Source organism: Janthinobacterium sp. BJB446 (assembly GCF_002735655.1).
In the GTDB taxonomy this organism is placed as follows: domain Bacteria; phylum Pseudomonadota; class Gammaproteobacteria; order Burkholderiales; family Burkholderiaceae_D; genus Janthinobacterium; species Janthinobacterium lividum.
The window spans coordinates 115,532-137,243 of sequence record NZ_PDZK01000004.1 but is presented as its reverse complement, the minus strand read 5'-3'; the positions used below and the strand labels follow the sequence as shown (position 1 = coordinate 137,243).

The 21,712-nt window shown below is 64.1% G+C and carries 22 protein-coding genes; 16 read left to right on the top strand and 6 right to left on the bottom strand.

Annotated features, from left to right (window positions below; all coding sequences use genetic code 11):
• Positions 1–2 precede the first annotated feature (2 nt).
• Positions 3–977, top strand: a complete 975-nt coding sequence (locus tag CSQ92_RS22715) for a glycoside hydrolase family 43 protein (RefSeq protein ID WP_099395469.1) — start codon at positions 3–5, stop codon at positions 975–977.
• A 93-nt stretch (positions 978–1,070) separates the two neighbouring features.
• The gene (locus CSQ92_RS22710) at positions 1,071–2,012 is read left to right on the top strand and encodes a LysR family transcriptional regulator (protein ID WP_034752932.1); all 942 of its coding nucleotides are present in this window, start codon (positions 1,071–1,073) and stop codon (positions 2,010–2,012) included.
• 209 nt (positions 2,013–2,221) lie between these two features.
• Here CSQ92_RS22710 and CSQ92_RS22705 read toward each other — a convergent pair whose 3' ends face one another.
• The 4 genes from CSQ92_RS22705 to CSQ92_RS22690 form a co-directional block, all read right to left on the bottom strand.
• Positions 2,222–3,487 carry a DUF6445 family protein gene (locus CSQ92_RS22705; RefSeq protein ID WP_034783677.1) on the bottom strand — a complete coding sequence of 422 codons (1,266 nt, stop codon included), beginning with the start codon at positions 3,485–3,487 and terminating at the stop codon, positions 2,222–2,224.
• Positions 3,488–3,533: 46 nt separating this feature from the next.
• Positions 3,534–4,265 carry a hypothetical protein gene (locus CSQ92_RS22700; protein WP_099395468.1) on the bottom strand — a complete coding sequence of 244 codons (732 nt, stop codon included), beginning with the start codon at positions 4,263–4,265 and terminating at the stop codon, positions 3,534–3,536.
• 35 nt (positions 4,266–4,300) lie between these two features.
• Positions 4,301–5,122: a hypothetical protein gene (locus tag CSQ92_RS22695; RefSeq protein ID WP_099395467.1), complete on the bottom strand. Its 822-nt coding sequence runs from the start codon at positions 5,120–5,122 to the stop codon at positions 4,301–4,303.
• Between the two features lie 85 nt (positions 5,123–5,207).
• A complete protein-coding gene (locus CSQ92_RS22690) occupies positions 5,208–6,587 on the bottom strand; it encodes a caspase family protein (protein ID WP_180277095.1) in 1,380 nt (459 codons plus the stop codon).
• 187 nt (positions 6,588–6,774) lie between these two features.
• On the opposite strand from CSQ92_RS22690, the gene CSQ92_RS22685 reads away from it, so the two are divergent.
• The 12 genes from CSQ92_RS22685 (at position 6,775) to CSQ92_RS22630 (ending at position 19,315) form a co-directional block, all read left to right on the top strand.
• Entirely contained in the window at positions 6,775–7,539 is a 765-nt protein-coding gene (locus CSQ92_RS22685) for a hypothetical protein (protein ID WP_099395465.1), read from the top strand.
• On the top strand, positions 7,536–8,582 hold the full coding sequence (locus tag CSQ92_RS22680) for a hypothetical protein (protein WP_099395464.1): 1,047 nt from the start codon (positions 7,536–7,538) through the stop codon (positions 8,580–8,582). Before CSQ92_RS22685 ends, CSQ92_RS22680 begins: the two co-directional genes overlap by 4 nt.
• 27 nt (positions 8,583–8,609) lie before the next feature.
• On the top strand, positions 8,610–9,473 hold the full coding sequence (locus tag CSQ92_RS22675) for a hypothetical protein (protein WP_180277094.1): 864 nt from the start codon (positions 8,610–8,612) through the stop codon (positions 9,471–9,473).
• Between the two features lies 1 nt (position 9,474).
• Positions 9,475–11,079: a hypothetical protein gene (locus tag CSQ92_RS22670; protein ID WP_257219324.1), complete on the top strand. Its 1,605-nt coding sequence runs from the start codon at positions 9,475–9,477 to the stop codon at positions 11,077–11,079.
• The gene (locus CSQ92_RS22665) at positions 11,054–11,965 is read left to right on the top strand and encodes a glycerophosphodiester phosphodiesterase (RefSeq protein ID WP_099395462.1); all 912 of its coding nucleotides are present in this window, start codon (positions 11,054–11,056) and stop codon (positions 11,963–11,965) included. The genes CSQ92_RS22670 and CSQ92_RS22665 overlap by 26 nt, the downstream gene beginning before the upstream one ends.
• A 204-nt stretch (positions 11,966–12,169) precedes the next feature.
• Positions 12,170–13,195: a LacI family DNA-binding transcriptional regulator gene (locus tag CSQ92_RS22660; RefSeq protein WP_099395461.1), complete on the top strand. Its 1,026-nt coding sequence runs from the start codon at positions 12,170–12,172 to the stop codon at positions 13,193–13,195.
• A complete protein-coding gene (locus CSQ92_RS22655) occupies positions 13,195–14,682 on the top strand; it encodes a sugar ABC transporter ATP-binding protein (protein ID WP_099395460.1) in 1,488 nt (495 codons plus the stop codon). Before CSQ92_RS22660 ends, CSQ92_RS22655 begins: the two co-directional genes overlap by 1 nt.
• On the top strand, positions 14,663–15,670 hold the full coding sequence (locus CSQ92_RS22650; protein WP_099395459.1) for an ABC transporter permease: 1,008 nt from the start codon (positions 14,663–14,665) through the stop codon (positions 15,668–15,670). Before CSQ92_RS22655 ends, CSQ92_RS22650 begins: the two co-directional genes overlap by 20 nt.
• Positions 15,671–15,773: 103 nt before the next feature.
• Entirely contained in the window at positions 15,774–16,700 is a 927-nt protein-coding gene (locus CSQ92_RS22645) for a substrate-binding domain-containing protein (RefSeq protein WP_370452836.1), read from the top strand.
• Between the two features lie 79 nt (positions 16,701–16,779).
• Positions 16,780–17,832: a sugar phosphate isomerase/epimerase family protein gene (locus CSQ92_RS22640; RefSeq protein WP_099395458.1), complete on the top strand. Its 1,053-nt coding sequence runs from the start codon at positions 16,780–16,782 to the stop codon at positions 17,830–17,832.
• Between the two features lie 9 nt (positions 17,833–17,841).
• On the top strand, positions 17,842–18,990 hold the full coding sequence (locus tag CSQ92_RS22635; RefSeq protein ID WP_257219323.1) for a Gfo/Idh/MocA family protein: 1,149 nt from the start codon (positions 17,842–17,844) through the stop codon (positions 18,988–18,990).
• Between the two features lie 16 nt (positions 18,991–19,006).
• Positions 19,007–19,315: a 2Fe-2S iron-sulfur cluster-binding protein gene (locus CSQ92_RS22630; protein ID WP_099395456.1), complete on the top strand. Its 309-nt coding sequence runs from the start codon at positions 19,007–19,009 to the stop codon at positions 19,313–19,315.
• A 1-nt stretch (position 19,316) separates the two neighbouring features.
• Here the strand turns inward: CSQ92_RS22630 and CSQ92_RS22625 are convergent, their stop codons facing one another.
• Positions 19,317–19,628: a hypothetical protein gene (locus CSQ92_RS22625; protein ID WP_070258491.1), complete on the bottom strand. Its 312-nt coding sequence runs from the start codon at positions 19,626–19,628 to the stop codon at positions 19,317–19,319.
• 92 nt (positions 19,629–19,720) lie between these two features.
• On the opposite strand from CSQ92_RS22625, the gene CSQ92_RS22620 reads away from it, so the two are divergent.
• Together CSQ92_RS22620 and CSQ92_RS22615 are read left to right on the top strand one after the other, a co-directional pair.
• Positions 19,721–19,990, top strand: coding sequence for a MoaD/ThiS family protein (locus tag CSQ92_RS22620; RefSeq protein ID WP_034783656.1), 270 nt, complete (start codon positions 19,721–19,723; stop codon positions 19,988–19,990).
• A 14-nt stretch (positions 19,991–20,004) separates the two neighbouring features.
• Complete coding sequence (locus tag CSQ92_RS22615; protein WP_099395597.1) at positions 20,005–21,102, top strand: WD40/YVTN/BNR-like repeat-containing protein; 1,098 nt, start codon at positions 20,005–20,007, stop codon at positions 21,100–21,102.
• On the opposite strand, the gene CSQ92_RS22610 is transcribed toward CSQ92_RS22615, so the two are convergent.
• Complete coding sequence (locus tag CSQ92_RS22610; RefSeq protein WP_099395455.1) at positions 21,075–21,698, bottom strand: TetR/AcrR family transcriptional regulator; 624 nt, start codon at positions 21,696–21,698, stop codon at positions 21,075–21,077. The two genes, CSQ92_RS22615 and CSQ92_RS22610, sit on opposite strands and share 28 nt — an antisense overlap.
• Positions 21,699–21,712: the final 14 nt, after the last annotated feature.

Here is a 21,712-nt window from a genome sequence, read left to right as displayed (position 1 = left end):
TGATGTTCAAGCAACACACACTTGCCGCAGCCATCGGCATGGCGGCGGCGCTCGCCTGCGCCCCATTCGGCGTGCAGGCGGCCAACCCCATCGTGAAAAATATCTACACGGGCGACCCGGCCGCGCTGGTCGACAATGGCAGGGTGTACCTGTACGTCGGCCACGATGAAGCGAGCGCCACGGATACGGATTACCGCATGAACGAGTGGCGCGTGTATTCCTCGTGCGACATGGCGAACTGGACGGATCACGGCTCGCCCGTGCGTTACTCGACCTTCGCGTGGGCCGGCAAGGATGCCTGGGCCGGCGACATCGTCAAGCGCGGCAACAAATACTATTTTTATTCGACCGTCGACCACAGGACCATCGCCGGCAAGGCCATCGGCGTGGCCGTGTCCGACAGCCCGACCGGGCCGTTCGTCGACGCGCGCGGCAGCGCCCTGATCACGAACGACATGACGAAGCAGACGGCCATTCCCTGGGACGACATCGATCCGGCCGTCTTCATCGACACGGATGGCCAGGCCTATATTTACTGGGGCAACACGGTCTTGAAATACGCCAAGCTGAAAGCCAACATGACGGAGCTGGACGGCCCGATCCTGACCTTCGGCATGGATGCGTTCACGGAAGCGGCTTACATGCACAAGCATGCGGGCACGTATTATTTGTCGTACTCGCGCAACTTCCCCGAGGAAACGGCGTACTCGACGGGGCCGACGCCGACAGGGCCATGGCATTTCCGCGGCACCATCATGGACAAGAATGCCGTCGTGAAAACCATTCACCAGGCCATCATCGAATTCAACGGCAAGTCCTACATCTTCTATCACAACGACAAGTTGCCCGGCGGCGGAGAATACCGGCGTTCCGTGGCAGTTGAGGAGCTGAAATACAAGCCCGATGGCACCATTGAATTCATCCAGCAGACGGCTGGCCCGGCCGCCAATCCCAGCGCCGCCTGCAAGGCATCTTGAACGCTCGTTGACTACGCACAAAAAGGAGACACACCGATATCTATAACATCGATATTGAGTTAGAACCGATATCGATCATGATATGATTTATTCATGGATACCCTCAACCCCAACTGGTTCTTGCGAGCCCGCCTGAAGACGCGGCAATTGCTGCTGTTGATCGCCCTTGACGAGCAGCGCAACATCCACCGCGCGGCGGAAGAATTGCACATGACGCAGCCGGCGGCGTCCAAGCAAATCAAGGACCTGGAAGAGATGCTGGACGTGCGCCTGTTCGACAGGTTGCCGCGCGGCATGGAGCCGACCATCTACGGCGAGACGATGATACGCCACGCGCGCATGGCCCTGACGAGCCTGTCGCTGGCGCATGACGACATCGTCGCCCTGAAATCGGGCTTGACGGGCCAGGTGGAAGTGGGCGTCATCATGACGCCGGCCATGGCCTTGCTGCCGCGCGCGATCGCCCGCATCAAGCAGCAGGCGCCGCTGATGCGCATCGGCGTGCACCTTGAGCACAGCAATACCCTGATGGACATGCTGCAGCACGGCACCCTGGATTTCATGATCGGGCGCATCCTGGAAAAGGAAAGCAGCGCCGGCCTGATCTACGAGGAATTGACGGAAGAGCCGGCCAGCGCCGTGGCGCGCAATGGCCATCCACTGCTGTCGCGCAAGAATCTGCAATTGAAAGACCTGGCGGGCCAGCCGTGGATCTTGCCGCCGCAAGGCAGCATCCTGCGCCACCGCTTCGACATGATGTTCCGCCGCGCGGGGCAGGAGCCGCCTGTCGACGTGGTCGACACGACGGCTTTGCTGTTGATCACGTCCTTGCTGCAGCAAACGGACTCGCTGCACGTGATGCCGACGGAAGTGGCGCACTACTATGAATCGTTGAACGTGCTGAGCATTTTGCCCATCGAATTGCCGTGCAAGATGGATGCGTTCGGCATCATCCGCCAGCAGGATCATTTGCTGTCGCCGGGGGCGGATATGCTGCTCAAAGCTGTACGGGCGACCGCCGCGGACATGTATTGACGATCACCCAATAAAACGTCCATGGCGTTGTTGCCGTGCCTTGTCGTACATTCGTACTGCCTGCGGCACGGCGCCTGGCCCTGAACATTTTCTTCGGCGCCGTCACCAACTTCGGGGATTTTTACCGCCAATTAATCGGGCACTTCAAAAAAGACAGGTAGGTCGGATTAGCCCGCAGGGCGTAATCCGACAATACCCGCGCAGCATGCTTAATCGGGCACCTCAAAGAAAAACAGCTGCACCAGTCGCCCATTTTCCGGCGTGTCGCCAAACACATTGCTGATCGAGTGAAAGTAATGGCCCTTGTACACGATCAGGCGGTTGTGACGCATGGGCACTTCCAGCAGGGCTTGCCAACTGTCGCGCTGTTCCTGCAAGTCGTTGAATTTCTGCACTTTACTGTTCGGCAGCCAGCGCTTCTGGAAATCCTTGAAGCTGGCATAGCCGCCCGCTTTCACGTCCGCCTCAGGTAATCGCCGGTACCAGCCGCTGGGCTGGTGGCGCCAGAAGGTGGTGCCACCCTGGCACTGCTCGGGCGGGTTCAGATACAGTACGCCCGCATAGAAATTGAAATTGTTGCCCGTCTCATTATCCACGTGGATATCCGTGCGCGCCATCGCGTCCGCATAGCTGAGGCGGTAGGACCCGTTGTCGGGCGAGATAAAACGGATGGGGCGGCCCAGGGCCGTGGCGATGCGCTCCATGATGGCCTGGCTGGGCTGGCCCGCCGTCTGGCTGCCCGGATAGTTTTGTCCCGCATAGCGCTGCTGCTCGAACGGCAACGCCAGCGCCTGCGCGCGCCAGGCGGCCGGGTCGGGCAGGAAATCGTCGAGGATGTGCAAATCTGTTTCGCGGATAAAATCGTGCAGGGTGTCCGCGACATTGAGCGGCGTCAATGTCTCTGCCTGTTCCGCTTGCGGGCTGGCAAAGCCGATGCAGCACGTTTGCGCCAGCGCCGGATGCAGCGCCAAGCCTTGCGCGTAACGGGCCAACGCCAGTTCCTGCTGTCCCGTGCGGTAATACAGCTCGGCCAGTCCCTGCAGGGTTTGCCAACGCTGCGGACGCAGGGCATGGGCCCGTTCCAGCTCGGCGATGGTGTCCGCCAGCTGCTGTTTGCCCATCAGCAATTCGGCATGGCTGATGGCGAAATCGTGTTCGTGCGGCGCCAGCCGCGCCGCCGTGGCGTAGCTGGCCAGCGCCGCCTCGTTGTCCGTGCCGCGCAGCACATTACCGAGGTTGTAGTGGAACAGGGCATTGTCGGGCTGTTGCTTGAGCGACAGTTTTAACAGGCCCAGGCCGATGGCGCCCTGACCCAGCTCCAGCATCGCCAGGCCCTGGAAATGCTGTGCTTCGGCCAGGGCCGGGTTCAGTTTATGGGCGGCCTGGTAGGCGTTGATCGCCTCGATCAGCTTGCCCGCCTGCTGCAGCCGTTGCCCGTTTGCCAGATGTTGTTCCGCCAGTGTCTGTTCGCCCATGTCGCTATCCCGATGCAATGTGGCGAACAGTGTAACCGAGCCCGTTCTACTGCGCCTGGCTGACGGGAATTTCTTCTCCGTTCAGCTTGATCGCCACCTTGACGATCTGCGCCTTGACCTGATGGCTGGCCATGTCCGCTTCCTGCGCGTAGGCGTACACGACGATGGCGAAGTCCTTGTAGCCGCTGCGCGCCGCCTCGATCTTGCGCGCCGCATCCTGGTCCACCTTCAGCAGCGAATAACCGTCGCCATTCGTGAACGCCAGCTTGTAGTCGCCGTTGTCGTACATGTAGTAATACGTGCCCGCTTCGGCGAACTTGGCGGGGAAGGCTGCCTTGTCCATGGCGTACGGCGACAGCGCGCCCTGGCCATTGATCTGGTAGCGCAGGTAGCGCCTGGTTTTCGCTTCGCTGACCTTGGCGTCGATCTGCGGTTTCAGGGCGTCGAGCACTTCCTGCTTGCGGAAGGCATCGTTGCTGCCCGCATATTCGCGCGAGATGCGCTGCGCCACGGCCGCATAGTCGGGCGGCACGCCGGACAGGGCGATGTAGCTGTACATCAACTGGTTGCCGCTGGTGATGTCGACATAGCTGGCGCTTGGCGTGGCGGCGTCCGCTTGCGGCAGGCTAGCGGCGGCCGCTTTTACCTGCGCCTTGGCGGCCAGGTCCGCGACATTCGCGGCGACGGGGGCTGAGGCGGCTGGTGTGGCGGTGTCGTTCTTGCCGCAGGCGGACAGGAGCAGGGTGATGGCGAGCAGGGCGGGGAAAGTGCGGTTCATGGTATTTCCTTCAGTATGGGGGTGTAAGAGGTGACTTAGCCGACGGTTTTGCGTTTGTATTCGCCATAACCGTAAGCGGCCAGGACAATGCTGGCGGCCAGCACCAGGTAAAAGCCGATGCCGAACGAGAGCCCTTGCCACACTTGCCCCAGCATTTCGCTGGCCATCTGCTCGGCCATGCGGGCTGCGCGGCTGCCCATGATGCCGCCCATGGCGTTGCCCGCGTCGCTGACGGCGCTCTTGATCTTGATGAACAGCAAGCTGCTGTGGATGACGACGAACAGCAGCGGCGCGCACTTGCCCAGTGCCGCTTTCGGGTGGCTGCTGGCCATGGTGGCGCAGCAGGCGGCAATGGCCAGCAGGAAGAAGAATTGTGCTGAGGTAAAACCGCCGCCGCCATCGCGGGCAAAGCTTTCCAGGCTGTCGGCGGACAAGCCCAGCAGCTGCCAATAGGTGCGCGAAACGGAGGCGAACAGGCGGATGCCGATGGTGTTGAAGACAAAGGCGCCGGCGATCAAGACGCCCAGGCTGGCCAGTACCTTGATGCCCAGGGCGGACACGGCCTGGCCCCACAGCTGCTGGCCCTTGTCGCGCGCCAGCTTGGCCGCGCCGGCCATCTCTTCCTGCGCCAGTTGCTGCGTTGCCACGGCGCTGACGGTGGCGAGGCTGCCTGCGTCATCGAAGCGCACGTCGACGACGGCATTGATGGCGGGCGCCACGTCAGAACGCCAATGCGTGGCCACGTCGAAGGCATGTTGAATGCCGGCCACGCTGACGGAACCTTGTCCGCTCGGTTGGTAGGCGAGGATGCGGCCCCGTTGGCCGGTGGTGATTGCTGCTGGGCTGGATGGTTGCATGGGATTTCCCTGGTCACTGTCATGCTGTATTGCATGTACCCACGGATAACGGGGGCAGTTCAGGGAAATCCAAAATTATTTTGAATTATTTTTTCGGCGGCTGCATCAGGTCCTTGGCGGCGCCCTGGTAATCCTTCATCAAGCCCATGAAGGCGTCCTGCAAATGCCGGGCCGCATCCTGCGGCGGCGCGCCCGTGCGCCGTGCCAGGTCGAATTTATAGGCGTGCGCGGCCGTGTAGCCGGCCTGCGAGGCGGCGTCCAGCAGCACGCCGGCCCGTTTCAGCGAGGCTGGGTCACCCTTGACCATCAGCAATTCGGCCAGATAAGTCTGGGCAATCGGAAAGTCTTTCGCGGCGGCCTTTTCCAGCCACTGCATGCCCGCCTTCGGCTGTTTCACACCCGCATCGCCGCCGCCGATGCCATAGCCGAGGGCCGTCAGCGCCACCAGGTCGCCGCCCCGTGCGCGCTTTTCCAGTTGCTGGCGGGGAAATGGACGGGCCGCGATCTGCATGCGGATTTCATAGTTGATGTCTTGCAGCACGTTGCCTGGCCACACCTTGGCACCGGGTGCGGCAGGCCTCTCCACCGTCGGGGCAGGCGCCCGCATGCCGTTGTTGCCCGATGCCAGTACGCCCGGCGCCGGCGGGCTGACGCCTTTGCCGCTGCCCATGTTCAGTACCAGCCGTGCCGACGTTTCGCCAAACGACACGCGGGGCTTTTGCACGTCGTGCGTCATGGCGGCGACCCGTGTCGCCACCTGCGAAAACACGTCGCCCATGGACAAGCCCGGTGCGTCGAGCGCGTCGAGCAGGGCGCTCGTGTAGGGACTGTTGCGAGAATCAGGCGACCAGAAATCGCGCGCCAGGGCGCCGGGGCCGGCTGAATAGGCGATGACCACGCCGCGTGGCGCTTGCGTGTCGGCAAAGCCATGGCTGGCCGCATTGCCGCCCCCGGGAACCACCACGGCGCCGCCGCGCGTATATTCCTGGCGGCAAGCGTCAAGGATCAGCACGGCGCCGCGCGCGCCCGTGCGCTGCAAGTCGCCCGCCAGGCTTGAAACGGACACGCCCTGCGCGGCAATGGCGGCCGCACTGAGCGCATTCATGTTCGCGCCCAGCGGCAGCACATAATTGGCTTCGCCCGCCTGCGCGCCGTGGCCTGCGTAAAACACGAGGGCGATATCGGCGCCGCGTGCCTGCGTGGAAAACTCGGCCGAGGCCTTTTGCAGCTGTGCCGCATTGATGTCCGTGCGCAACAGCACTTCAAAGCCCAGGCGGCGCAAGCGCTCGGCCATGGCGCGTGCATCGTTCACGGGGTTCAGCAAGGGTTGCGGATAGGCAGCGTTGCCGATCACCAGGGCGATGCGCTTGCCGGAACCGCTGGCGGCGGTCCCCACGGCCGCTTGCACGACATTACCGCAGAGTAAAAAGATGAGGCTCAAAAACAGGGGAATCAGGCGATGCATCGGGGTCTCGGGGATTGTCGTGTGAGTAACAAAAGTTAGCGATTTCCAGTACGGTATGAGAAAATTGCTTAAATGCATTTTACCTGACTGACAAGTTTGTCTTGTTGTCCAGCGTATTTCCTCTTTACCGGCCAGCCTCGCTCCCGGCCAGTGGCGCGCGCCGCCCCAACACACGATCGGACCGGCTGTGCAATCGGAACAATTTGAACGGATTCATGCTTTCTGGACCCGCCGCCCGCAGCTGACACAAGGCGAACTGGGCGAGTTTTACCAGCGCGTCATCGCCGCGCTGACGCCATGCCGCCCGCGCGAGGCGGCGTCGCTGGGCGATTCACTGGCCGACTTGCGCCACCAGTTTTTCATTGAAAAAGTCCTCCACAGCGATAGTGACGCGGCGCCTCACCACGTCGGCGCCCTGTTTTTGTACTTCAAGCGCTTCATCATCGACCAGCTGCGCAAGCAGCGCATCGAGGAGGATGCCGATGCGCAAGAAGGCTGCGAACTGCGCGCACCCGACGCCTATGCGGAAGCGCTGCGCGATTACCGGCTCACGCCACAGCAGGTGCGCGAGGCGGCAGACAGTTTTATCACCACCTTGCCGCGTGACTTGATCTTGCTGCTGCGCCATTGCGGTTGCGGCGGCATGCCCGTCAAGGAACTGGCCGAGCAGATCGCTTCCGCGCATTACCACGGCGGCAAGCTGGGCCTGGTGCACAGGCAGAAGGACGATCCTGCCAGCGCGGGACGCCAGATCGTCGAGCCGGCCCACCGCGCCACCTTGCTGGGCAGCTGGGTCTTGAGCCTGCTCAAGCTGCGCGTGGGGGACTCCTTGGCCGCGCGCGACATGCAGGCGGCGCAAATAGTTTTGGATATTTTATGTGTGGCTGCGTTATCCCTGCACATGGACCCCGTGTCCACCCACCCGAATACTGATGAAAGGCCACCGGCATGACTGCATTGACGCCCACACTGGCCATCGTTGCCGCGCGCCTGCCGTCGCCACCGTCTTCCATCGACGTGCTGGATGAGGACGTGGCGGGCGATACCCCCGACTGGCGCGACATTCCCGTGCCGGAACACGTGATGCAACGCTTCGCGCGCCGCAGCGACGCCGCACCGCTGGCAGCAAGGCCCATCGCCGGTGGACAGATCCATTTGCTGGCGCGCCGTCCCGGCTTCGGCGCCGTGCTGCTCGACGCCTGGGACAGCACGCGGCAGCGCTGGCGCGGCTGGCTCGTCACGCCCGATACGGCGTATGCGGATGCCTGCGGCCTGGTGGTCGAGGAGCGCGACGCGCCCGCCGATCCGCGCGCCGGCCTGGTGCTGTGCGACATGCCGGTGACCCTGGCCGTGACGGACCTGGGCGCCTGCCTGGGCGTGTTCAGCCAGGAACGCCTGCAGGCGGCGCGCTGGCTGGAAACGCATGGCCGGGCGAACGGGGCGGGGGTAGCTGCGGCACCGGGTGTGATCGCCCGCGTGGCCTTGCCCGGCGACGATTACGTCTTGACGGGCACGCCGCTGTCTAGCGAGCTGGGCAAGGATGGCCGCGTGGCGTACCGGCAATTGCTGCGCCAGGGGCTGCAGCAATTGCAGATCGCTTCGGCCGATGCGGCCGCATCCCAAACGACGGCACCCATATCGAGGCCTGTGCAGGCAGCCAATGCGAACCGCTGGCTGAAGATCGTCACGGCCGTGGCCGCCAGCGTGATGGTGGTGCAATCGGCGTGGCTGTTCCTGCCGAAAGACCCGGCCGTGGTCGGCAATGCGGAGTTCCGCAGCGGCGGCGGCAGCGGCGTCGAGAAGGGCGTGCGCATGCGCGTGCTGTTCCGCGCCGAGGCCACGGAGGCGGAAATCCGCACCTGGCTGCAGCGCGAGCAGCTGGAAATCGTCGCCGGGCCGGACACCCTGGGCGCCTTCACCCTGCTGTCGCGCGACCGCCAGAAAGTCTTGCCGCCGCCAGGCCCGGGCAATCCGCTGGCCGTGATCAATCCCTGACCCCGAAATAAGAGAAAGTTATCGAGCATGACAATGTATAAGAACTTTGCATCCGCGCACTGGCGCAAACTGGCTATGGGCCTGGCTGCCAGCGTCCTGTTGACGGGCTGCGCCATGACGCCGAATGGCCGTGGTGGCGTGCTGGTGGGCCTGGATACGGCCGAACTGTTCGGCACGCCGATTTCCACCTTCCGCTTGCGCGACGGCACGGAAGGCACCTTGCGCAAGGATCCGAAGGGCAAGTATTCGATCAAGCTGTCGCAGGCGTTCCGCGTCGTGCCGCTGGACAAGGCCATCACGGCCCGCGTGGCGCGCGTGGAAAACGTGGGCGAGCGCACCGTCGTGATCGTGGAAACCCAGGAGCGCGGCTGCGCCTACCGCTATGAAGTGCTGGCTTTCCAGGGCACGGACGTGCTGCAGTGGACGGTCGGCAATTGCAAGGACCGCCCTCGGGTGGAGCTGGCGGCGGACGCCAAATCGCTGAATATCGATTTCCCCAACTACAACCGCCTGTCGCGCATGATCTACACGGACAACCGCCTGCTCAACGCCAGCGTGGCCGTGCCGCCCGGCGTCGATACGCGCGCGCAGCCGTTTGCCGATGACGCCTTGCGTGCCACCGGTCCCGCCATCGCCACCATGCCCGGCAGCGACAGCGGCCGCGTGATCCCGGCGCCACCGGCCCCGGCATCGGCCCCGGCACCTGCCGCCGCGCCGAAAGCGGGCAGCCGCGCCAGCGCCAAGGCGCGCCGCCAGGACACCCCGGCCAGGGCGGCGGCGCCCGCGGCCATCAGCCTGCCTGCACCGCGTGCCGCAGCGGCTGCCCCGGCGGCGCCGATGATCTTCCAGGCTGAAGAGATCAAGCCCGTCGTCATCGATTTGAGGAAATAAGATGGCCGCGAGTTTGCGCAGTCTGCAAATCCGGCAGACCCTGATCCTGATCGTCCTGACGATCATTTACCTGTGCTTCGAGCTGGGCTTCAATGCCCGCCTGCTCGACGTGGTGGGCGGCAACGTCAAGCCGGAAGACGTGGAAGGGGTGGAATTCTATGGCCGCAGCCTGTCCGGCATCGCCGCCGCGCTGGTGGTGCTGCAACTGATGTGGCGCCGCCGGCTGAAGAACAATGGCAGCGGCCCTGGCTGGGTAAAAATCATCGTTTGCTGCCTGGTCACGGCCGGCGTGGTCTTCGGCGTGCTGAAGACCACGGTGAATGTGCTGGTCAACACGCGCGACGCGGAATTTCGCCGCATGGCCTTCAACACCACCTTGCTGCAGCGCTCGCTGGTAGGCGGCAGCCTGCAACTGCAAGGCCTGGTCGACGATCCGACCCTGTTCGCCAAGCCGGAAGGCAAGTCCTTCCTGGCCCTGTTCCCCTTCCTGGCCGTGTCGGTGCGGCATCTTGACGAGCGCATGGGGCCGGCCAAGGAGCAGCTGGTGCGTGCCAACGTGCGCCAGGTGGCGGGCGGCCCGTCCGGTTACTATGACAAATATCAGGAAGCCATGCGCGAGCTGGCCGGCAAGTGGGAGCTGTATGCGGGCATCATTCCCGACAGCGATGCCGGTTTGCGTGCCAAGCAGCAATCCTCGTGGCAGGAATACGTGAGCAGCCTGTCGCGGCGTGGCTGGCAGCCGCATTCCGTGCCGATGCGGCGCCAGGCGGCCGTCGTCAATAATGTGCGCAAGAAAGTCCCCGTGCCCGCCAACTGGCGTACCGACGATGAGCGGGGCTTCCGCGCCGCCGTCAAGCGCCGCTACACAGCCGAGGCGGCCAGCAAGGGCGTCACCGTGCGCGGCGAACGCATCCCGCCGGGCTTGCCGTTTGCCGCCTTTGTCGCGCGCCCTGGCGTGCAGGCGGAATTGCGCGAAGCGTTGAAACTGCCTGCAGGCGCCACGGTGCAGCCAGCGTATGCCAGTCCTGCCGAGTTCGGGCGCCTGTTCGAGCAGTTCCTCGATCGCCAGACGGCGGAAAAACTGGTGGAATACCGCGCCAGCCGCACCGACTTTGAAGCGGGTGGCAGGTTCTTCCATGAAGGCAAGGAAGCGGCGCGCGCCGCCATCGTGCCGCCCGTGGCCCTGTTCTTCTCGCTGCTGGGCGCCATCGGCCACTTTTCCAAATTGCTGTACCTGGTCGCCACCGTCGTATTATTGCTGCTGGCCATGCGCCGTGGCGAGCAGGCGGGTGCCGATGGACAGCTGAGCCGCCGTTCCGCCTGGATCGCCACGGGCGTGCTGGCGACGGCCTTTGCGGGCAGCTGGGGCATGCTGTCCATTCTCGACAACAACGTCACGCGCAGCGAGCTGTTCGGGCAAATGCTGGACTGGGCGCGCCAGCCCGAGCCCGACAGCACGCGCTGGCAAATCGCCGGCAAGGGCTTGCTGGCCAATATCACGCACGTCGTGGCGGTGGGGCAGGGCTACAGCTACCCCGTCAACGAAGCGATCCGCATCCACGTTTTGCAGGGAATTCATTATGGCTATCACGCGCAACAAAAATAAGGCGGCTGCGCTGGCATTGCTGCTCAGCACGTTCTGCACGTTGGTACAGGCCGATTGCCTGGGCATGAAGGTGCACGCCCACCGCGGCGCCGGCAATGCGCCGGAAAACTCGCTGAGCGCGCTGCGCAACACGTATTTCGGCACCTGGGATGGCGTCGAGACGGATTTGCAGCTGCTGGGCGACGGCAGCTGGGTGGTACACCACGATCTGTTGACTGGCCGGGTGGTCGACACGGGATCGCCGCGCACCGTCAAGCAGATGACGGCCGACGACTGGCGCGCCGCCAGCATGAAGAACCGTGGCGTGGCCACGCCGGAAACGCCGCCGTTCGTCAGCGACGTCGCCGACCTGGCCACGGCTTTCCCGGCGAAAACCCTGAATGCGGAAATCAAGGATGTCGTCTCGTCGTGCGCGCCGATCGCCACCCTGGTGGCGCAGTTGCGTACGAACATCAAGCACGGCAACTGGTTCCTGACGTCGGGCGTGCCGAACAACCTGGCGTGCGCGCGCCGCGCCGACCCGCAGGGTTATCTGGGCTTGCTCGTGTTTGACGCGCGCAATGCGCAGGCGGCCGGCGCCAACCGGGTCAGCCGCTATATCGCGAAAAATGCCCGCCCGCCCAAGCTGGACAAGCCGTGGCTGCAGCGCGTGCAGCAGCAGATCGGCATGCCCACCGGCGTGCACGTGGATGCGCGCAGCCTGGACGCCAATCCGAATCTGCTGGGCGACGCCGCCAGCCTGAACATGCCCGTCTTCGTCTACGCCGTCGATGGCGACTCGGCCCTGGCCGCGTCCTTGCTGCGCGCGCAGCAGCGCAGCCACCGCTGGCCCAGCGGCGTCATTCTTGACGGCAATCCCGATACGTTTTGCGCGATGATGAAATAAGTGCTCCCTGATCTGCGACACGGCGTTTTGCCGTGCAGCAGAATACCTCGCCGCCACAGAAATAGCCGCTTGCGGCGGCCCGCGCAGGGCCACTCTTGTGCCCCCTTTCTGCCTCTTTTTTGCGCATTGCAGCATCGATATTGTTTGCATCGGGCGCGCGACTGGCTTATAAATGTAATCGATTACATTTTATTGAAAAGCGCCATGCCAGCAGCCGTTCCTTCTCCATTGCCGACAGAAACCGTCTCCATCAGCGCCGTCGCCGCGCATGCGGGCGTGTCGGTGGCCACCGTCTCGCGCGTGATGAACGAGCAGGCCGGGGTGCGGGCGCCCACGCGCGACAAGGTGCTGGCGTCCGTGGCCGCGCTCGGCTACCGCATGAATCATCTGGCGCGCAGCCTGCGCACGGCCGAGAGCCGCATGCTGCTCACCATGGTGCCCGACGTGGGCAACCCCTTCTATGCGCAAATCGTGCGCGGCATCGATACGGTGGCGCGCGAACACGGCTATTTTGTGCTGCTGTGCGACACGGGCGCCGACGCGGGCCGCGAGCGCTCGTACTTCGACTTGCTGCGCATGCACCGCGCCGATGGCGCCATCTGCCTCGATCCGGACACGGTGCAGCATGCCCTGTCACATGAATCCGTCAGCCTGCCGTGGGTGGCGTGCTGCGAATTCGATCCCGCCGTGGCCGTGCCCTATGTCGGCATCGACAACCACCGCGCCGCCTCCGACGCCGTCGCGCATTTGCTGTCGCGCGGCCATACGCGCATCGGCCTGATCAACTCGGACGAGCGCTATCTGTACGCGCGGCAACGCCAGCAAGGCTACCTGGACGCCCTGGCGGCGGCCGGCCTGCCCGTACAGCCGCAGTGGGTGCACACGGTGCAAAGCCTCGATTACGAAGCGGGCACGGCCGCCACCTTGCGGATGATGGCGGGACCGGATGCGCCCACGGCCATCTTTGCCGTCTCCGACACCCTGGCCATCGGCGTGCTGAGTGCGCTGCGCCAGCTGAAAAAAAGGGTGCCCGAAGACGTGGCCGTCATCGGCTTCGATGATATCGCCATCGCCGCGCAGATCGATCCGGGCCTCACCACCATCGCGCAGCCGATGCGCGAACTGGGTGAGACGGCGGCGAGACTGTTGCTGCAGCGCTTGGCGGACCCGGCGGCACAGGTGCCGGGCGTGTTGCTTAACCATAACTTGGTCTTGCGAGGGAGTGCATAGTGAGCGTTGCCGTCGGTTTCGAGGGGGTCTGCAAGGATTTCGGCCCCGTGCGCGTCTTGCATGGCGTCAGTTTCAACCTGTCGCCAGGACGCGTGTATGGCTTGCTGGGCGAAAATGGCGCCGGCAAGTCGACCCTGATGAAAATCCTTGCCGGCTACGAGGCCGTGAGCGAAGGGCAGTTGCTGATCGATGGCCAGCCCCGGCGCTTTAGCAGCTCGCGCGCGGCGGAGAGCGCCGGCATCGTGCTGATCCACCAGGAATTCAACCTGGCCGAACACCTGACGGTGGCGCAAAACATGTTTCTCGGCCATGAAAAGACGCGCGGCTGGCTGCTCGACGAGGCTGCCATGCAGGAAGAAGCGTCGCGCTACCTGAAACAGGTGGGCCTGGACGTCTCGCCCGACACGAAAATCCGCGACCTGATCGTGGCCGAGAAGCAACTGGTGGAAATCGCCAAGGCCCTGTCGCGCCGCGCCCGCTTCCTGATCATGGACGAACCGACGGCCACCCTGACGTCGTCGGAAACCCAACGATTGTTTACCGTCATGGCCCAGCTGAAAGCGGACGGCGTGACCATTTTGTATATTTCCCACAAGCTCGACGAAGTCGAGCGCAACACGGACGAGGTCATCGTCATGCGCGACGGGCGTTTCGTCACGCGCGAACCGACGGCCAGCCTGACGCGCCAGCAGATGGCGAACCTGATGGTGGGGCGCGAGTTGTCCGACATGTTCCCCGCGAAAGTGCCACTGGCGCCGGATGCCCCGATCCTGCTGAAGGTCGATGGCTTGAGCGTGCCCGGCTGGTCAAAAGACCTGTCGTTCGAGGTGCGCGCCGGCGAAGTGCTGGGCTTTGCGGGCCTGGTGGGCGCGGGGCGCACGGAATCGTTCGAAGCCTTGCTGGGCTTGCGTCCACGCAGCGCGGGCGTGATCCATCTCAATGGCCAGCTAGTGGATATCCGCACGCCCAAGCAAGCGATGCAGCACGGCATGACTTACCTGAGCGAAGACCGCAAGGGAAAAGGTCTGCATGTGAACCTGGGCTTGCGCGAAAACCTCACCATGATGACGATGGAGCGCTATGCGCGGCCGTGGCTCGATGTGGCAGGCGAGAAAGCGGCGCTGGCCAAGGCGGTGCTTGACTTCAATATCCGCACGGGCGACCTGGACAGCCGCGCGCGCATGCTGTCGGGCGGCAACCAGCAAAAGCTGGCGCTGGCGAAATACCTGCATTCCGACCCGCACGTCGTCGTGCTCGATGAACCGAGCCGCGGCGTGGACGTGGGCGCCAAGCGCGACATTTACTTTTTGATACACCGCCTGGCCGCCGAAGGGCGCGCCGTGATCGTGATTTCATCCGAACTGATCGAATTGATTGGCCTGTGCCACAGAGTCGCCGTGATGCGCGCCGGCACCTTGCAAGCCACCCTGTCTGCTGACCACCTGACTGAAGAGGAGTTGATTGCCCATGCAACCGGCACGCACTGACACCACCGTATCCCCGCTTGCCAGCTTCGGCGCGCGCATCAAGGGCTTTGGCCCCGTGCTGGGCCTGCTGGCCCTGTGCATCGCGGGCACCTTGCTCAATGGCGATTTCGCCACCTTGGACAACTTGATGAACGTGCTCACGCGCACGGCCTTCATCGGCATCATCGCCGTCGGCATGACCTTTGTGATTATCTCGGGCGGCATTGACCTGTCCGTCGGCTCGATGGCGGCCCTGATCGCCGGCTGCATGATCTATTTCATGAATGCGCTGGCGCAAGGTGCGGGAGGAAATCTGGCGCCGATCACCATGCTGGTGGTGGGCATCGCTATGGCGTTGATCCTTGGCGCGGGTTTTGGCCTGATGCATGGCTTGCTCATCAGCAAGGGCAATATCGAACCGTTCATCGTGACATTGGGCACCCTCGGCATCTTCCGTGCCGTGCTCACGTACCTGGCCGATGGCGGCGCGCTGACCCTGGACGCCACCCTATCCGAACTGTACAGCCCCGTGTACTACACGAGCGTGCTGGGCGCGCCGATACCCATCTGGATTTTCCTCTTCGTGGCGGCGGCCGGTGCCATCATCCTCAACCGCACGACCTTTGGCCGCCATGTGCAGGCGATCGGTTCCAACGAGCAAGTGGCGCGCTATGCGGCCATCAACGTCGACAAGGTGAAAATCGCCACCTACATGCTCTTGGGCGTGTGCGTGGGCATCGCCACGGTGCTGTACGTGCCGCGCCTGGGCTCGGCTACGCCGACCACGGGCTTGCTGTGGGAACTCGAAGCCATCGCCGCCGTTGTCGTGGGCGGCACGGCGCTGAAGGGCGGCGAGGGACGCATCGTCGGCACTGTGATCGGCGCCATCCTCTTGTCCGTGATCAGCAATATCCTGAATTTGACCAGCATCATCAGTGTCTACCTGAATGCCGCAGTGCAAGGCGTGGTGATCATCGCCGTCGCCTTCCTGCAGCGAGGCCGCAAATAAAAACACAGCGGCGTTCTGAAAGGGCGGCCAACGGGCGCCCACAACCTTGGAGGAGAGCAGCATGAAGAGCTTTATACGGGTAGCAGGGATGGCAGTGCTGGTGATGCAGGCGTGGGCGCTTCCGATGGGACCGGCGCAGGCGGCCGAGAAGCTGGTGGTCGGCGTGGCCATTCCCACGGCCACGCACAGTTTCACGTCGGGTATCGTGTGGTGGGCGAACCAGGCCAAGGCGGAGCTGGAAAAAGCCCATCCTGGCCTGAAAATCATCGTCAAGACGGCCGCCACGGCACCCGAGCAGGCGAACCAGTTGCAGGACATGTTGACGGTGAACAAGATTAACACCCTGGTGATCTTCCCCATCGAATCGGCCTCGCTGACGCAGCCTGTGGCGCAAGTCAAAAACAAGGGCGTGTATGTCACCGTGGTGGACCGCGGCTTGACGAACACGCAGTCGCAGGATGCGTACATCGCGGGCGACAACACGGCTTTCGGCAAGCTGCCGGCCGAATACCTGGCGAAGAGCCTGAATGGCAAGGGCAATATCGTCGTGCTGCGCGGCATGCCGACGACCCTCGACAACGAGCGCTACGATGCGTTTTCCGCCGTGATGAAGGGCCATCCCGAGATCAAGGTGCTCGATGCCAAGTACGGCAACTGGAACCGCGACGATGCCTTCAAGGTCATGCAGGATTACCTGACGCGCTTCAAGCATATCGACGCCGTCTGGGCCGCCGATGACGACATGGCCATCGGCGTACAAAAAGCCATCGCGCAAGCCAAGCGCACGGACATCAAGCAAGTGTTCGGCGGTGCGGGCGCGAAGGGTGCCGTGAAAAAGATCATGGATGGCTCCGACCCGCTGATCGTGGCCGACGTGTCGTACTCGCCGAAGTTCATGTACGACGCCATCAAGCTGACGACGGAAGCGCGCCTGAAAGGTGATAAATTGCCGGCCAACACCATCATCCCGTCGGTGCTGATCACGCGCGAAAACGCCAAGCAGTTCTACTTCCCGAACTCGCCTTTTTAACGACACCCCAAAACAAGGACTGGGGTCGTACCCTCAGGATACGACCCCGGGTTTCGGTTGGGGTTAACAGGACATTGATATGAAAACCATCCAGGGTCCGGCCATTTTCCTGGCCCAGTTTCTCGGCGACGAGCCGCCGTTCGACTCGCTTGAGCACCTGGCGCAATGGGCGGCCGGCCTCGGTTACAAGGGCTTGCAGCTGCCGACAGCGCCGCGATTGTTTGACCTGGAACAGGCGGCCAGCAGCCAGCAGTATTGCGATGACGTGCAAGCCTTGCTGGCGCGCCACAGCTTGCAGGTGACGGAATTGTCGACGCATTTGCAGGGCCAGCTGATCGCAGTGCATCCCGCTTACGACGCCCTGTTCGACGGCTTTGCGCCCGAGCATGTGCGCGGCGACAGCGCGGCCCGTACGGCCTGGGCCACGCAGCAATTGCTGTGGGCGGCCACCGCCTCGCAACGCCTGGGCCTGAAGGCGCACGTGACGTTTTCCGGCGCGCTGGCCTGGCCGTATCTGTATCCATGGCCGCAACGCCCCGCCGGCCTGGTGGAGACGGCGTTCGCGGAACTGGCGAAACGCTGGCTGCCCATCCTCGACGCGTTCGATGCAGCGGGCGTGGACCTCTGTTATGAGTTGCATCCGGGCGAGGACTTGCACGACGGCGTGACGTTCGAACGCTTCCTTGCCGCCGTCAACGACCACCCGCGCGCATCGATTCTGTACGACCCCAGCCATTTCGTGCTGCAGCAGCTCGACTATCTGGCCTTCATCGATATTTATCATGCGCGCATCAAGGCCTTCCACGTCAAGGACGCGGAATTCCGGCCGAACGGGCGCCAGGGCGTGTATGGCGGCTATGGCGACTGGCAAGACCGGGCCGGACGCTTCCGCTCGCTGGGCGACGGGCAGATCGACTTCAAGGCGATCTTTTCCAAGATGGCGCAGTATGACTTTCCGGGCTGGGCCGTGCTGGAATGGGAATGCTGCCTGAAACACCCGGAAGATGGCGCGGCCGAGGGCGCGCGATTCATCCGCGAGCACATCATCCACGTGGCCGAACACGCGTTCGACGATTTCGCGGGCAGTGCGGTTGACCAGGATCAAATTCATCACTTGCTTGGCTTGAAATAAGGAGACGACATGCAGCGACGCTTACGGCTGGGTATGGTAGGGGGCGGGCAGGGCGCGTTCATCGGAGCCGTGCACCGCATCGCGGCGCGCATCGACGACCAGTACGAGCTGGTGGCGGGCGCCTTGTCGTCCGACCCGGATCGCGCGCGTGCAAGCGGCGCCGTGCTGCACCTGGCGCCCGAACGCTGCTACAGCGATTACCGCGCCATGGCGCAGATGGAGGCCGCGCGCGCGGACGGCATCGAGGCCGTGGCCATCGTCACGCCGAATCACTTGCACGCGCCCGTCGCCACGGCGTTCATGGAAGCGGGCATCCATGTGATCTGCGACAAGCCGCTGGGAATCTCTCTGGCCGAAGGCCAGGCGCTGGCGGCGCTGGCCGAGCGGAAAAACCTGCTGTTTGCGCTCACGCACACCTACAGCGGCTACCCGCTGCTGCGTCATGCGAAGGCCATGGTCGAGGCGGGCGACATCGGCGAATTGCGCCTCGTGCAAGTGGAATACTCGCAGGACTGGCTGGCCGATTCGATTGCTGCCGGCGGCATGAACGAGGGCAACTGGCATAACGACCCGCAAAAGGCGGGGCCGGGCGGCGTCCTGCTCGACGTGGGGCTGCATGCGTATCACCTGGCGCAATTCGTCAGCGGACTGACGCCGCATGCCGTGCTGGCGGAACTGTCGACCTTTGTACCGCACCGCAGCCTGGACGACCACGTGCAGGTCATGCTGCGCTACGCCAACGGGGCGAAAGGTACCCTGTGGGCCAGCCAGGTGGCGACCGGTTGCGAAAACACGGTGCGCCTGCGCCTGTTCGGCAGCAAGGCACAGCTGGACTTTGACCAGGAACAACCGAATGCACTGTGGTTTACGCCGCAGGGCGGCAACCGCCAGCTGCTGCGCCCGGGCCGGGTCGACAGCGCCGCCGCGCGCCACGCCACGCGGGTGCCGGCCGGCCATCCGGAGGGTTATCTGGAAGCGTTCGCCCAGCTGTACCTGGATGCGGCCTTGCGCATTCGCGCCTTGCAGGCGGGCTTGCCCGTGCCCAAGGAAGCGGGCTGGCTGCCGACTGTCACCGATGGCGTGGCGGGCCTGGCCTTTGCGGAAGCCGTGCTGCGCAGCCATGCGGATGGCGCGAGCTGGACAACCTTGGCAAGCTGACTGTTACACTGCGCGCATGAGTGCGCCCTTTACCATCACCACCTTTACTATCACCATCGTCCCGCAAGGCTGGCAATTCCCGGCCGAGGCAGGCACCACCATCCTGGCTGCCGCCGAACTGGCCGGTATCCGCCTGCTCAGTTCCTGCCGCAACGGCACGTGCCGCACGTGCATCTGCCACATGCCCGAAGGAACGATACGCTACACGGTGGACTGGCCCGGCATCAGCCCCGATGAGCGGCTGGACGGCTACATCCTGCCCTGCGTGGCCGTGGCCGAAAGCGATATCACCATCCAGGCGCGCGCCGTGCGCACGGGCAATTAATTCACGACGGCTTGCCGCCCTTGAGCCGCTGCAGCAGCGCGTCCACGCTGTCGCTGACGGGCAAGCCGTGGCGGCGCAGCAGCTGCACGTGCAATACCAGATTTTCCAGCACCAGCTTGGCCGCCACGGCCAGCAGGGCCAGGTTGCGGTCTTCCGGGCTGAAACTTTCCATCGCGTCGGCCATCTCGCACAGGTGGTTGGCGATCAGCCCGCGCAATTCCTGCTCGTCGAAGGGCAGGTCGGCAAAATCGATGGGATCGGCCACTTCCACTTCCTGCATCAGCACCGCTAGTTCTTCCGGGGTAATCGTCATGCCTGGCCTCCTTGTGTGCTTGCCTCTATTTTAATTGTATTGGCCGCAAAGGGGACTAGAATGAGTCGAGGCCGACGACGTCGAAGGGCAGCATGGCGCATTTGCATTTTACGCAACAACTGGCACGCTACCTGGACGTTCCTACGGTGGAGGTGGCCGCGCCACGGCTGCGCGCCGCTCTCGATGCCGCGTTTGCTCGGCAGCCGCGCCTGCGCGGTTACGTGCTCGACGAGCAGGGCGCCCTGCGCCCGAATGTGGTGATCTTCATCGATGGCGCCCGCTGCCGCGAGCGGCGCGTGCTGGACGACGCCTTGCTGCCCGACAGCCAGGTGTATATCTTGCAGGCACTTTCCGGAGGTTAATCATGGGACAAGGCATGGCTCAACGCGCGTATCTCGGCACCCGCAAGGGCTTGTTCCAGTTCGATGTCGATGCGGCCGGCGCCTGGCAGCTGGCGCTGGTGCAGTTTGCCGGCGACCCCGTTTCCATGCTGCTGCACGATGGGCGCGACGGCACCTTGTATGCGGCCCTGAACCTGGGGCACTTCGGCGCCAAGCTGCACCGACGCGACGGGGGCGCCAGCGCGTGGCAGGAAGTCGCCGTGCCCGCCTATCCCGCCAAGCCGGAAGACAGCACCGATACCGTGGACTGGACCTTGCAGCAGATATGGTCGCTGGCGGCCGGCGGCGCGGACCAGCCCGGCGTGCTGTGGGCGGGTACCTTGCCTGGCGGCCTGTTCCGTTCCAGCGACCGCGGCGACAGCTGGCAACTGGTGGAATCCCTGTGGCACGTGCCGCAGCGGGCGCAGTGGTTTGGCGGCGGCTATGACGTGCCCGGCATCCACAGCATCTGCGTCGACCCGCGCGACAGCCAGAAGGTGCTGGTCGGCGTGTCCTGCGGCGGCGTGTGGCAAACGTTGGACGGCGGCGCCAGCTGGGCCTTGAGCGCGACGGGCATGCGGGCCGACTACATGCCGCCCGAGCTCGATGAAAACGAAGCCGTGCAAGATCCGCACCGCATCGTGCGCAGCGCCGGCACGCCGGACGCGCTGTGGTGCCAGCACCATAACGGCATCTGGCGCTCGCACGATGCCGGCTGGCACTGGCAAGAAGTGACGACGGCGCCGCTGTCGCATTTCGGCTTTGCCGTGGCCGTGCATCCGCGCGATGGCGACACGGCCTGGTTCGTGCCGGCGCAGGCGGATGTGTTGCGCATTCCCATCGATGGCGCGCTGGCCGTCACGCGCACGCGCGACGGCGGAAAAACCTTCGAGGTCTTGCGCGCGGGATTGCCGCAGCAGCATTGCTATGACCTCATCTACCGCCACGGGCTGGCGCTGGCCGACGATGGGCGCAGTTTATTGATGGCGTCGACGACGGGCGGCGCCTGGTATTCCGGCGACGGGGGCGAGCATTGGCAGACCATCTCTGCCCACTTGCCGCCCGTTTATGCCGTCTGTTTTGCCACGCCGTAGTAGCACAGGAAGATATCGACGGCCAGTGCCGTCACTTCGCGCCGGCGTGCCGGGCCCAGCAGAGGCTCACCGAGGGTGATCTGCGGCCAGAAGGCAAAGGTTTTTAACGGCGACATCAGCAGGTGCGCCACTTCCAGCGTCTCGCCCGCCTTGATGCGCCCGTCTTGCTGCGCCGCGCGGATCCAGATATTCAAGCCCGTTTCCTTTTCATTCAGGCGCGTCACCATCGCTTGCGCGCGCTCGGGCGAGTGGATGGTTTCGCCAAAGATCACGCGCGCCAGGTCGATGAAGGCTGGATCGCACAGCAAGTCCATCTTTTGCTCGACCAGGGCCAGCACTTGCGGGCGCAGCGGCTGGTCGGCAACATAGGGCACTGCAGGCTGGGCCATGCTGCTTTCCCACATGCGCTGCAGGATTTCCGCGAACAGCTCGTCCTTGCTGGGGAAATGGTTGTACACGGTGCGCTTGGATACGGCAGCCGTGGCAGCGATCTTGTCCATGCTGGTCGCATCAAAACCGTGCTCGCGGAACTCGGCGATGGCGGCATCGACGATGGCGACGCGCTTGCGGTCGGTGAGGCGTTGCGGTGCGGCCATGGCGGGAAATCTCC